Origin of the sequence: Bacillus sp. FSL M7-0003 (assembly GCF_038628485.1) — a bacterium.
Classification (GTDB): Bacteria; Bacillota; Bacilli; order Bacillales; family Bacillaceae; genus Bacillus; species Bacillus safensis.
Window position 1 is genome coordinate 3,140,832 of the sequence record NZ_CP152024.1, and the last position, 14,029, is coordinate 3,154,860.

10 protein-coding genes and 1 other annotated feature are annotated in these 14,029 nt (G+C 39.7%); of the genes, 8 read left to right on the forward strand and 2 right to left on the reverse strand.

Annotated features, from left to right (window positions below; genetic code table 11):
• The first annotated feature begins 225 nt into the window (after positions 1-225).
• The 8 genes from MHI23_RS16220 to MHI23_RS16255 all read left to right on the forward strand — a co-directional run bounded on the left by MHI23_RS16220 (position 226) and on the right by MHI23_RS16255 (position 11,492).
• Positions 226-2,757, forward strand: a complete 2,532-nt coding sequence (locus tag MHI23_RS16220) for a PEP/pyruvate-binding domain-containing protein (protein WP_342492098.1) — start codon at positions 226-228, stop codon at positions 2,755-2,757.
• 90 nt (positions 2,758-2,847) lie between these two features.
• Positions 2,848-3,420, forward strand: coding sequence for a TetR/AcrR family transcriptional regulator (locus tag MHI23_RS16225; protein WP_025093985.1), 573 nt, complete (start codon positions 2,848-2,850; stop codon positions 3,418-3,420).
• Between the two features lie 40 nt (positions 3,421-3,460).
• Positions 3,461-4,795, forward strand: coding sequence for an MFS transporter (locus MHI23_RS16230; protein WP_024426233.1), 1,335 nt, complete (start codon positions 3,461-3,463; stop codon positions 4,793-4,795).
• Between the two features lie 272 nt (positions 4,796-5,067).
• The gene (locus MHI23_RS16235; RefSeq protein ID WP_056765693.1) at positions 5,068-6,051 is read left to right on the forward strand and encodes a hypothetical protein; all 984 of its coding nucleotides are present in this window, start codon (positions 5,068-5,070) and stop codon (positions 6,049-6,051) included.
• Complete coding sequence (locus MHI23_RS16240; protein WP_024426235.1) at positions 6,048-6,734, forward strand: response regulator transcription factor; 687 nt, start codon at positions 6,048-6,050, stop codon at positions 6,732-6,734. Before MHI23_RS16235 ends, MHI23_RS16240 begins: the two co-directional genes overlap by 4 nt.
• Complete coding sequence (locus MHI23_RS16245; protein ID WP_125585983.1) at positions 6,731-8,146, forward strand: HAMP domain-containing sensor histidine kinase; 1,416 nt, start codon at positions 6,731-6,733, stop codon at positions 8,144-8,146. The genes MHI23_RS16240 and MHI23_RS16245 overlap by 4 nt, the downstream gene beginning before the upstream one ends.
• A gap of 207 nt (positions 8,147-8,353) precedes the next feature.
• Positions 8,354-10,468 (forward strand): glycosyltransferase family 39 protein, encoded by a 2,115-nt coding sequence (locus MHI23_RS16250; protein WP_268422794.1) that lies wholly within the window; start codon positions 8,354-8,356, stop codon positions 10,466-10,468.
• A gap of 31 nt (positions 10,469-10,499) precedes the next feature.
• A complete protein-coding gene (locus MHI23_RS16255; protein WP_034623770.1) occupies positions 10,500-11,492 on the forward strand; it encodes a glycosyltransferase family 2 protein in 993 nt (330 codons plus the stop codon).
• Between the two features lie 44 nt (positions 11,493-11,536).
• Here the strand turns inward: MHI23_RS16255 and MHI23_RS16260 are convergent, their stop codons facing one another.
• The gene (locus MHI23_RS16260) at positions 11,537-12,886 is read right to left on the reverse strand and encodes an amino acid permease (RefSeq protein WP_041107974.1); all 1,350 of its coding nucleotides are present in this window, start codon (positions 12,884-12,886) and stop codon (positions 11,537-11,539) included.
• A 75-nt stretch (positions 12,887-12,961) separates the two neighbouring features.
• Positions 12,962-13,187 (reverse strand) — a binding site (T-box leader).
• A gap of 89 nt (positions 13,188-13,276) precedes the next feature.
• A complete protein-coding gene (locus tag MHI23_RS16265; protein ID WP_125585979.1) occupies positions 13,277-13,951 on the reverse strand; it encodes an NAD(P)H-dependent oxidoreductase in 675 nt (224 codons plus the stop codon).
• Between the last annotated feature and the right edge of the window lie 78 nt (positions 13,952-14,029).

The following is a 14,029-nucleotide window of genomic DNA, read 5'->3' on the forward strand; positions in this document are numbered from 1 at the left end:
GAACAATTCACAGTTTTCAATTTCGCCTTTTTTCTCCATGTTCGGAGACTTTTGTTTTAGAAATAGAAGGAAATTAGTGAGATTGTCCCCTTTGTAAAGATAGGTCTTTCCGTCTTTGACAATAACATCCAATCAATCCTATGATTAAAATGATAGTGCGCACTATCATTTTAAAAAATAGAGAGACATACAAACCATTGGCTATTTGGATAAGGGGGCATTCCCATGTATTCAGTTTTATTTCATGCGGCTGAAGAATCCGCATCACTCGCAGGGGCAAAAGGCCTGAATTTAATCAAATTAAACAATCACGGCCTGCCAGTCCCAGATGGGTTTATTATTAAAACCAACAGCTTTGCAAGCTTTCTTTCATATCACAATCTGCAGCCAGCAGAACAAAACCTTTCTCAAAAAATCAAAGAAGCATCGTTTCCTTTACAAATGGAAGCAGAGCTGCTTTCGTCCTTTCAATCCTTGCGGAAGACTTACCCCTCAGTTGCAGTCAGGTCCTCTTCTGTTGCTGAAGATCTCGAAGGCGCCTCATTTGCAGGACAGTACGAGACTTATTTAAATATCAAAACAAATGAAGAGTTTTTACAGGCAGTCAAAGAATGCTGGTCTTCTTATTTTGCAGCGAGAGTAACAGAATATAAGGAAGAGATGAATGAAAATGAGGAAGAGATGCCGCTCATGGCCGTTGTCGTTCAAGGATTGATCCATTCTGACGTCTCCGGTGTCATCTTTAGTGAGAATCCCGTATCGGGGAAAACAAATGAAATGATGCTGACCGCAAGCTACGGATTGGGAGAAGCAATTGTCTCCGGCCTTGTGACACCAGACACGTTTATTGTAGATAAAGAGAATTTTTCGATTGAAAAAACACTTGGGGCGAAAGAGCTACAAATTGTTCCTTTCCAAGAGGGTGTCATCGAGGAGCCAGTATCGAAGGAAATGGCTGGCCAGTTTTGCCTGAACGATGATCAATTGAAGGAAATCACACAAATCACGAAACAAGTAGAAGAACTTTACGGACATGGAGTCGATATCGAATTTGGAATTGCAGATGGGTCGTTTTATTTACTTCAAGCAAGGCCGATTACTACAGCTCTTCCAAAAGCAGTAAATGAAACAGCAGGTGCTTCTTTTCAAATGAAGCCAGAAGAGCTGCAGGATTTCTGGATTTCAATGGATGATCATATGCCTGGTCCAACGAGCCCTCTTTTCTCAAGCCTGATCATACCAGCCTTAAAAAGCGGGATGAAGAAAAATGGAGAAAAGTATCAAGTACCTGATATGAACATCAAAGATATTAAACTTTACAGAGGCCACCTATACTCAGCACCGGATCTGCCAGAAGCGCAAGAAGGAGCTGCACCCGTTTTTGATGAAAGTATATTTGAGTTATTTCCTCATTTAAGTGAACGGATGTATGAGATTCTAGAGAAAAATTTCTTTCCATTTTACGAAAAACTCGATCGCCAAATGAATGAACCTATGACCATTGAAAAAGCCATCATTGGTTTTGAAGAATTAAAGGATTTTTATATTCAAGCATATGATGATCATTTTGATATCGTCATACCACAAGTCATTCTATCAGCCATCATTGAAGACATGCTTGTAACGTATACTGGTGATCCAACCCAAGTCGTCTTGCTGCACGAAATGATGATAGGCGTGATGAACAAATCTCTTGAAACAGACAAGGTGCTATCTGATATCGCAAAGGATGTCCTTCAAGATCCAGAACTTCATCAAGCATTTATTCAACATGAAAAGAACTCGGAGCTGTTACATGCACTCAATCACTCGGAAAAAGGAAGGCATTTCATTTCGAAATTGGAGGATTTTCTCCAAGTTTACGGCTGGCGATCTGTTAAAAGTCATGACCTTACAGATGAGACTTGGGCAGAAAACCCGGAGTTTATATTAGATATCATCAGAAATAACATCCATTGCCATTGTGATTTTGATGAAGAATTTGCAAAAGCAGTGATCAAAAGACAAGAGACATATAAACATTTTATGAGTCAAGTGAAGGATGAATCGTTTAAAACAAAATTTGAGACGCTGTATCAATTTGCCCTTCGAGCAGCGAATATCCGAGATGACCACCACTTCTATATTGATGCCATGTTAGATGCAAAGGCCCGGGTATATCTATTAAAAATAGGTGAACTTCTTGTACAAAAAGGAGCCATTCCTCATCAAGAAGATCTTTGGTATCTCTACGATGAAGAGGTACAAAAAGCGCTCACAACGTCTATCTCATTTGATTCGGTTATCCAGCAAAGAAAGATAGAAATGAAGGAAAATGAAGATATTCAACCACCGGCTTACATTGGTACACCAACTGAAGCAGAACTTCAGCAAGTAGAAAGAATGCTTGGTTCATTAAGAGAAAATGAAAACAACACACACGATGTGATCCATGGAATTGGCGCATCCAGCGGTATTGTTTCTGGAAGAGTAAAAGTCATTACATGTGCTGACGAATTCTCACAATTTCAAAAGGATGATATTTTAGTTTGTAAAACGACCACACCTTTATGGACGAGCTTATTTAGAGATGCGAAAGCAGTCATTACCGATGCTGGAGGCATTTTATCTCATTCAGCTATTATCGCAAGAGAGTATATGATGCCAGCTGTCTTAGGTACTAGAATAGCAACTGAAACACTTCAATCCGGTGACCTTGTGACAGTAGATGGCAGCAATGGACGCATTCAGATTTTAAAGCAGCATTCGCGTGCATAAACTTATCATTTTGGATGATATTGGCGGTCATAGGTTTTATCGGTATACTTACTTTGTTGCAAACACATTCATAACCTGAGGTGAGTATGCTTGTTAAAATCTACAAATCAACGAATCATTCGCGCAACAATGGATTTATTAACTGAAAAAGGCTATCAAAAAACAACAACCAAAGAAATAGCGACAAAAGCGAATGTGAGTGAAGCAACTATTTTTCGCAACTTTAAAAACAAACGCGGCGTGATTGCTGCCATTATGAAAATGAAATCAACACCGACAAAAACCCTAGAAGCAGAATTCAAAGGCGATTTATACACCGATTTGAAGTTTCTCGGTACCTATTTCCTTGAAGATTTGACTTCCAAAAAAGAATTTATTTATATCAGCATGCGAGATCCGGTTATGTATAAGGATTTAACCAGTCACGAAAAGATTTATCCTCAAGAATTGAGAGAAATGCTCATACAATATTTCAAAAAGATGGGTGCCCAGCATCATGTATTAAAAGGAAATGAAGACATTTATGCAGACATTTTCATTAGTACGTATTTCGGATTTTTCATTCAGCAGCTAGAGCAAGATTTTCAACTCGTTCTCACACAAAAAGAAGATTTTATTGAAACATGCACACACATTTTCATGAGAGGAATTTCTCCCGCTTAAAGGGTGGAATTCTTCTTTTTTACAAAAGGTGGTATACACATTGAGGTTAAAAAAAGAGAGTTTCGTCATCTATTCTTTGTTGCTTGGAGCTATACTAGTTCCAGTCAATTCAACGATGATCGCTGTCGCTCTATCATCCATATCAACTTATTATGATCAATCCCTTGCAAACATCACTTGGGTTGTCACAATTTATCTTATTGTCATGGCAGTCACTCAGCCTATCGCTGGTAAGTTAGGAGATATATACGGACACAGGCGAATGTATTTAATTGGGGTCATGCTCTTTTTAATTGGATCAATTGGATGTGCTTTAGCTCCTAATCTAGCTTTTCTCATCACTTTTCGTTCCATTCAAGCAGCTGGCGGTGCTATTTTAACACCGAATAGCATTGCATTGATTCGTGCAACAGTATCCCCCGAAAAACTGTCTAAAACAATGGGGTATTTTGGGTTTGGAGCCGGTATTGGTGCCGCACTTGGACCTTTTATTGGTTCGATTCTTATTCAGAGTTTTGATTGGCATTCTATATTCTTTGTCAATATCCCATTCTTGTTCCTTACACTTGTTACCGGCGTATTACTCATTCCAAAAACAAAGCATACACGCTTACAAGCAAATGTAGACATCACTGGTTCACTATACTTAACCATCGGGATTGCCACACTCATTCTATGCACTAAAAGCCAATTGCTAAATGAATACTTGATCTATGGAATTCTAGCGTTGATCGTCATTCCTTTATTCTTTAAACATGTACGAAAAGTAAAGAATCCGATCATCGATTTGTCGCTTTTTAAAAACAGTTCATTTACAAACGCAAACCTGTCGATCATGCTAAGTAATTTTGTGATGTATGCCATTCTTCTAATTATGCCGCTGTTTATGGAACAACAACTTGCACTTTCTCATACACAAAGCGGTATTATTCTATCAGTATTTTCTCTTTGCATGTCTATTAGCGGCTTGTTAGGGGCAAGACTCCATCCGAAAAAAGGCGCGAAAAAAATGATTGGCTTTTCATTTCTCTGTCTGACTTTATCAGGCATCATGTTAATCACACTCAGTCAGTTCCCTACCTTACCACTGCTTATCGTGACACTTGTCGCAGGTGGAATTTCATCAGGTATTGGAATGACCAGTATGCAGATGGCTTCTTTAACGTCTGTTGATCAAAGCTTATCTGGTTCAGCATCTGGTATTTTCTCTACCTTTCGATATTTTGGCAGTATCATTTCGTCTACATTGATTGGGATCATGAGTGGTTTTCAATCTTTATTTATTGTATTAATGGGTGCAGGTATTCTTGGTTTCCTTTTATCTCAACGTGTAAAAACCAAATCAACCTCCGCATCATCTGAACATTCCGCCTAATGACTCCCTTGCTCTATGTTTAGTTAGAGCGGGGAGTTTTCATCATTTGTATCACTGTAAACTATAGCGAGTGCATCCATCAAATCCTGAAAATCATCTTTTAAAGAAGAAAAAATGGCATATGTCCAGACAAAAAAGGAACTTCAGGTACAAATGGTCTCCCTCACTTACCTAAAAGCTTTTTTTCATTCTTTCAGCATGGATAACTTCAATTTTTTTTCACAATTTTTGTGGTATGATTTTGAAAATAGAGAACGCAAAGGAGCGGAAGAATGGAACGTGTGAAATATGTTTTGATCTGTTTATCAGCTCTACTTTTATTCCTGACAGGCTGTGGAAAAGAACAGCAATTTACGCCGCCAGGCAGCTCTCAATCCATCGCTGTCATCTCTCAATTAAAAAAAGCCTCCTTTTCAATAGTTGATATACAAAAAAATAAAATGCTCTCTTCTGTGGATTTAAAACACCCACTCACTGATCTTATTCAAATCAATAAAGACGTCATCATCGCTACAAGTAAAGAGGGAGAATCCCTTATCGAAATTAATCTAAAACACGGTACAGCAACAGATTATATGAATGTGGATAAAGGACTGACTTCCCTTACATATGATGCAGCTTCTCATACATTAATCGCTGCTAACTCACAGAAAAATGTCGTTTATTTTATTGATACGGAGCGCAAAAAAATAAAATCGACTGTGAAAACTGGAAAATTACCTTCTTCTATGACTCTTTCTTCATCAGGTATTTTATTTGTTTTAAATGCAGAAAGTCATACTGTCTCCGTCATAGATATTGAAAAGGAAAAAAATATACGTACGTTTTCTGTACTTGAACGGCCTTCTGGAATTCATTTTGATGGACAGTTCATTTGGATCGGCGGCCACGGTAAACAAGGCACCTTAAATAAGAGTATTTTTGCTTATGACCCTAAAACTGGAAAAAAACAGCAAGAAATAAAGCTAGGCGTTATGCCTGTTGCATTTTTTCCAGAGAAAAATTCTTCTACTTTATATGTACTATGTCATGGAGATCATACGCTATACAAAGTAGATACCAAAACAAATAAACAGCTTGCTTCTGTTGAAACTGGTCAAAATCCGAATTATATCACTGCTGATAAGACATCAATTTATGTGAGTAACTTGGATGACAACTCAGTATCCATCATCGATAAACACTCACTTATCATGAAAAATCAACTGAATGTCCCATCAGGACCTTATGCTATCGTGTTGGAGGAAAAGAAATGAAGGAACAAATGCGTATTTTAATCGTAGATGATGAGCTTGATATGCTTGAGTTAATCGGGTCTTTTTTAAAGAGACATGGCTTTCACATTATCACTGCGAATAATGGAAAAGATGCCCTGCATCAGCTTGAAAAGGAAGCTGTTGATCTTGTTGTATTAGATATCATGATGCCTGACATGGATGGATTTGAAGTCTGTCAGCGTATTCGACAAACATCTCAAATACCGATTTTATTTTTAACAGCGAGGAGTTATGAAGAGGACCGAATTAGAGGACTTGAAATTGGAGCGGATGACTACATCATGAAGCCTTTCAGTCTGCGTGAGCTTGCAGCAAGAATCGAAACCACTCTGAGACGAATTAGAGGTCTTTCGCTAAAGCGCAGCCGAATACAGATTGGTGACATGGAGATTGATCAAGATGGCAGACAAGTTTACCTCCATCAACAGCCCGTTAATTTAACAAGAAGAGAATTTGATTTACTCATGTTTCTTTTGCTCAACCAAGGACAAGTGTTTTCACGAGAACACCTTTATCAAAAATTGTGGGAATCACATTCAACGAGCGGCTCTTTAAGAACTGTCGATACACATATCAAAACGCTGCGACTGAAATTAAAGGAAGCAGAACGATATATTAAAACCGTTTGGGGTGTCGGCTATAAGTTTGAGGAAGAAGAATGAAGCCATTATCGATTAAAAAGAAAGTACTCTTCTTAATCCTTGCAGTGATCGGAATCGTTGCAGCCTCAGCGCTTGCCCTTACCTTTTACTTATACCAGCATTTATATATTGATAAACAGATCGATTCCTTAAGTTTGCAAGGTAAGAAGCTGGCAGAAATCTATCACACACACGGGAAAGACAAGTATTTTACCGACAGAATGAAGTGGGCAAATGACTCAAGTCAGGCGAACGTTATTTTTACAGATGATCCAATGGAGCTTTCAAGTGGTCTTCCTTTTGATACGGACACAAATGATAATCTCATTACGTTCAAGGAACGCCAGAAGCTCCTTCAAGGTGAAACCGTCGTGTTAATTAGAGAACACCCAAAGTTTCACCAAGATATTCTTGGCATCGCCATCCCTGTTTTCTCAAGCAATGATGATCTATCGGGAACTATTTTCCTCTCCATGCCCTTATCAGATGTATATGAACCCTTTGTCCAAATTAGATTGACGCTTGGCATATCCATCTTAATGATTCTGCTCCTAATATTCGTGATCGGATATAAGAGCTCCAATAAAGTAGTGCAGACAATTAATAAAATGAAAGAAATTGCAATGGAAATGGAATCTGGTGATTTCTCAAAACGAATGGCCGTAACCAAAAAAGGAGATGAGTTAAACCAGCTCAGCCGCTCCTTTAATAAACTATCTTCAACCCTCGAAAAAGTTGAACAGCACCGCAGGGAATTTCTTGCGAATGTCTCTCACGAACTTAGAACGCCTTTAAGTTATATGAAAGGCTATGCAGAAGGAATTGAAGAAGGGATCATTGATCAAAAAAAGGGAATGCAAATCATCCAAGATGAGGCCACACGTTTAAGCCGGCTTGTGCACGACCTTTTAGATCTTGCACAGTTAGAAGGTGACTCTTATCCACTTACGATGGAGCCAATCGTCTTTGCACAGCTCATCCACGATGTTCTTGATCAAATGGCATTCATCGCTGACAAAAAAAGCATTACTTTCAAACGAACGCTTGAAGAGGATTGTATTGTTTATGGTGATAGCGACCGTCTCCAACAAGTAATACGTAATTTACTCGATAATGCCATTCATTACACGCCATCTGGAAAATTAATATCGATTGAATTACAAGTTCATCAAGGTGTTGCTGAATTGAAAGTGACCGACGAAGGCAGCGGTATTCCAAAAGAAGATCTCCCACATGTTTCCGAGCGATTTTATCGTGTAAATAAAGCACGAACAAGAAAGGATGGCGGTTCTGGCCTTGGACTAGCCATTGTCTATCAAATCATTAAAAAACATCATGGAACATTCGACATTCAATCTGAACCTGGCTTTGGTACGACAGCCATCATTCAACTTCCCAATGCTCCATTCAATGAGAGCTCACCTACTCTATAGCTACTCACATATTTTAAAATATCATTTGGAATTACTACTTTATCAATAAATTCAGTATCCATAGGATTTTCTACAACTTGAACAGCTCTTTTCATCAAGAGCTGTTTTTATTTCTAAAAGATAAAAAAATGGTCTTTTTTTATTAACATTTTATTCATATTTGCTTGTTACACTTTTTTCAAGTGAAGAAAAAGGAGTGACATGCTTTTGATCAGACATTTTCAGAAATTTGATATTTATTTATTTTTCATTTTGATCTTATCTGCCATCTTAAACATTTATAACATTTGGGAAGATGATACGGTGAATGCGTATTATACTGCGGCTGTCACTAGTATGATGCAAAGCTGGCATCATTTCTTCTTTGCTTCATTTGATCCAGCAGGGTATGTCACGGTGGATAAACCCCCGCTCACCTTCTGGCTGCAAACGATCAGTGCCAAAATTTTTGGTCTGCATGGATGGAGCGTCATCTTGCCTCAAGCTTTAGCAGGCATTGGATCTGTTTATCTAATCTACCGTCTTGTCAAACCAACTTTTGGTCAAGCAGCGGCGAGATTAGCGGCACTTATCATGGCGTGTACACCTATTGCGGTTGCTGTATCCCGCACAAATAATATTGACAGCTTACTTGTCTTTATACTTTTAGTAGCAACAGGAATGATGTTCAAGGCTGTAAAACAGCAAAAGGTGCTTTGGGCAATTTCTTCGTTTGCGATGATTGGCGTCGGCTTTAATACAAAAATGCTGCAAGCCTATATGATCGTACCAGCACTCATTCTTTTTTACATCATTGCCTACCGAACGACATGGAAGAAAAAGTTGTTATCATTAATGATTTCAATGATTGTTCTTTTAGGTGTATCTGCTTCTTGGTCTATAGCGGTTGATCTCACTTCCAAAGACAATCGTCCTTATATGGGATCAAGTCAATCGAACTCAGCACTAGAATTAGCCTTTGGTTACAACGGTCTTCAGCGGTTGACTGGTCAACAGTCTGGCGGGGGAGGCGGCACAAATCAGGGTAAGGGACAGCCGCCTTCACAGCAGGGTGATCAGCAAAATGACAATGATCCATCCACCATGCCTCAGCCGCCATCTCATGGAAATCAAAACAACTCAGACAATTCAAACCAATCATCCAGTCAGAAACAGCCTTCAATGCAAGGACCACCAAGCAATGCAAACGGCACAACACCACCTGATATGCCTTCAGGCGGTAATGGTGATGGACCGCCAAATGGCATGGGCGGAAAAATGGGAAATGGCTCCGGCATGTTTGGTACAGGAACCAAGGGACCGTTACGTCTGTTCCAATCTGAACTGTCCGATCAAATCAGCTGGCTGCTTCCATTTGCAATCTTCGGTGCGATTGGTATCTTCTTCTCGACTGCCTTTGAAAGAAGACGTCTCAATACAAAACAAAAAGAAACACTATTTTGGTTAGCATGGCTTATTCCTGTAGCTGCATTTTTCAGTGTAGCAGGATTTTTCCATCATTATTATTTGATCATGCTGGCACCGCCAATTGCTGTATTAGCAGGAGCCGGATGGGTTTCTATGACACAATTGTTCCAAACAGGAATTGGGTTTAAAAAATGGCTGCTTCCAATTGCGATATTCGTCACAACAGCATTTGAAATCTTTATCCTATCTACTTTTACAAGCACGATCGGTCTTGGACTAAGCATTGCAGTCGGTATCATTGGTGTTGGAACAATCCTTTCTCTGCTTTTGATAAAAGGAAAAGAAAAACTAAAACAATTCGTGTCTCTCATCGCCATCCTTGGCATGCTGATTGCACCACTTTACTGGGCAAGCACACCTCTTCTTTATGGGGGAAACAGTATGCTTCCAGAGGCTGGTCCTCAGCTTGCAACTTCAAGTGGCAGCATGAGTTCACAAGTCAATGAAAAGTTGATCAGCTATCTTGAGAAAAACAATACGGGAGAAGAATTCCTATTCGGAACAACAGATGCAACCACTGCTTCACCTTACATTATTAAAACAGGAAAAGCTGTTATGGCATTAGGTGGATTTAGTGGATCTGATAACATTCTCACGCTTAGTGAATTCAAACAGCTCGTCAAAGACGGCAAAATCAAATACTTCTATCTTTCTGGTATGAGAGGCGGCAGCTCTGACATTCTCACTTGGATTCAAAAAAATGGTAAAGAAGTATCTGCTTCTAAATGGCAGAACAGCTCTACATCCAAAACGAACCAGCAAACAGACAGCCAACAATCAGAACAAAATGATCAGTCAAATGGACGAATGGGCGGAATGGAGAGCGGCACTCTTTATGAACTATCCGTTGATTAATTCATCTATTAAAAGGGAGGAAGGATGACTGATGGAAAAGAACATACGATATTCGATTGTAGTCCCAGTCTATAATGAAGAACTTGTGATCCACGAATCCTATCAGCGACTGAAAACAGTCATGGATTCGACGGGAGAAGCATACGAGCTTCTCTTCGTCAATGACGGTAGTATGGATCGAACAGCTGAACTAATTAAAGGGTATTCCCAAAACGATCCGAATGTAAGACTCATTGATTTCTCGCGTAACTTCGGACACCAAATTGCCATTACAGCTGGGATGGATTATGCAAAGGGAGAAGCGGTCATCGTGATAGATGCAGACCTGCAAGATCCGCCTGAATTGATATTAGAGATGATCGCAAAATGGAAAGAAGGCTATGAAGTCGTATACGCCGTGCGCATCAAACGAAAAGGCGAAACTTTTTTCAAAAAGCAAACCGCTTCCCTTTTCTATCGCGTTTTACGTCAAATCACCGAAGTAGATATCCCAATCGACACCGGTGACTTCAGGTTAATGGATCGTAGAGTGTGCCATGAAATGAGAAAAATACGAGAAAAAAATCCATTTGTTCGCGGCCTAGTCAGCTGGGTAGGTTTCAAACAAATTGCAGTAGAGTACGTTCGAGATGAACGTCTAGCAGGAGAAACAAAATACCCGCTCAAAAAGATGCTCAAGCTCTCGATGGATGGAATCACTTCCTTTTCCTATAAACCTTTGAAGCTAGCGAGTATAGCAGGAATTGCCCTTTCCGCTATCGGATTCATTTCAATGTTTCTTGTACTTTACTTAAAGCTTTTTACAAACAGCACCATTACAGGATGGAGTTCATTAATTGTCATACAGCTGTTCTTTAGCGGCATCATCCTCTTTATGCTGGGAATGATTGGGGAATACATCGGCCGAATCTACGACGAGGCAAAAGATCGACCACTTTACATCGTAAGAGAGAGTTACGGGCTTCAGTCAAAGCCACATCCTGTTCAACCCCCTGTTCATTTCAAGCAATACAAACAGCATTAAAAAAGCGTGTGAGACCTCTTTAAAGGTCCCGCACGCTTTTTGTATTAAGCGGCTGTTTCAAACCGCTTTCTGTTGATGAAGAAAGAAAGAGTAATAATCAGATAAATGCCCATTGTGACCATCGTTTGGACAATTGGAGTTGTTGACACAACGCCGATGAAAATGGCAATGATCGCAATCACAGAAAACCATGTTGTGAAAGGATACAGCTTCACGCGATATCCTCCTGGTTCTGCTACACTTCGAGATTTTAAATGACCGACAGCAATAATAAACCAAATGAATAAGACCGTATAGCTTAAAGATCCCATTAAATAATTAAAGGTTTGACTTCCTACAAAAAGAGAAATCAATACAGCGGCATACAATGTAGATGTACACACTAGGATCGCTCTAACAGGCACCTGCTGTTTTGATAACTTTGAGAAACCCTTCCATACACGCCCATCCATCGCTTGCGTATAAAGTACCCTTGAGGATGCGTACAGCCCAGAGTTCATAGAAGACAAGATCGCTAGTAAAATGATACCGTTCATGATGTCACTTGCATATGGCACGCCTATCGTTGCAAACACGGTGACGAAGGGACTCACTTGCTCATTGTTTACTTGATTCCAAGGAATCAAGCTGACGATGATGAAGAACGGCAGTACATAGAAGCCGATGATTCGTACAAATGTACTTTGAATGGCCTTTGGGATGACTTTTTCAGGGTTTTTTGTTTCTGCTAATGTGACCCCGATCATTTCAGTCCCGCCATATGAATACACCACCACAAGCATGGCCGCAATTAAGCCGCCTGTTCCATTCGGGAAAAATCCTCCGTGGTCGGTTAAGTTGGATAATCCCGGTGCTGCATGCTGACCAAATGAGACAAACAACATGGTTAACCCAATGATAATAAATAAAAGAATGACAGCAATTTTAATAGAAGCTAACCAGTACTCTGTCTCAGCAAACATTTTAACAGAACAAACATTGATCAATGTCACAACAAGTGAAATGATTAACACAAGTATCCAAATCGGCACTTGTGGGAACCAGTACTGAATAAAGATCGCAGATACGATTGCTTCTGCTGCAATGTTCAGCACCCACATTTTCCAGTATATCCAGTCTAAGAAATAAGCCGGATATTTGCCTAACACCGGTTCAATTAAATCACGGAATGTTCTTGCGCCAGGTCGTGCAACCGTCATTTCGGCAAGTCCTTGCATAATAAATAATAAAATAAGACCACCAATCATATATGCCAAAATGACAGCAGGACCTGCGATATCAATTGCAGAGCTGCTTCCTTTAAACAGACCAGCACCAATTGCTCCGCCAAGTGCGAGCATCATAATATGCCTTGACGTCATTGTTCGTTTTAACTGCACATGTTCCTTTTCCATTTTCTATAGCTCCTTTAAATTTGAATCTTCAGACAAATATAGGATAAAAGCATATAAAAAGGCCAGTCATCTCCTTGAAGAGACGACTGACCTTGCAACCGCGTTACCACTCTAATTGATTCAGCCATAGCTAAATCCAACTTAAAACCCGTTAACGGAGGTCACACGTAAAGACTTACTATTCATTCAGTCTTACCGCTCTTTGAGCGAGTTCAATGATTCGTTTTACTGCGTTGCACCAACCCGCAGCTCTCTTAAAAAAACGGATGTTCATCTACTATTCTCAAGTCAAAGCGTTTATAGTCAATTTGTATATTCATCAAAGATTTTATTTTTTAAATATACTGACTAACCACGCAATTGTCAACATCCTTTTTCAGACATTCTCTTTTAACGAATCCAAACAGCGACTTCATCCATCGGACGGCGCGTTTTGCCGCGCTTCGGCTCAGTCACACGATAACCAAAGGCTGCCATGACAGAAATATCATACTGACCATCCTCAAGCAGCCCTTCTTCATCTAGAATGCGATGAATCTCATCGTAGCTGAATCCTTCAACTGGGCATGAATCAATGCCAATTTGTGCAGCGGCTGTCATCATGTTTCCAAGGGCAATATACGTTTGTTTTGAAGCCCAATCAAAGAGCGTGCGTTCATTATCTAACAAATGAAGATCATTCTCTTGGAATTCTTGATAGCGTCCCTTCACCATCTCGAACGTTTCGTCTGACATTCCTTTGATTTGCTTGTTGATATATTCTGCATATGCTGAATCATAACGGGCGTCTGTTCTTGCCAAGATGATCACAAAATGGCTGGCAGTAGGAAGCTGCTTTTGCGCTCCCCATGTATACTCTTTTAATTTTTCTCTCAATGCTTCATTTTGAACAACGAGGAACTTCCAAGGCTCAAACCCTACAGAGCTTGGGGAAAGTCTTCCTGTTTCTAAAATAAATGAAAAATCATCCTCTGGTATTTTTTTCGTTGGATCAAACTCTTTTGTCGCATGGCGGAACTCATACGCCTCAATGATTTCTTTTTTTAATTGCTCTTTGTCTCGCATTGTCTTCATCCTTTCTATTAACCAATTAGGGTGTGTGTTTCATCAATCCAATTTCTTTCCATTCCCATATAGAAATTG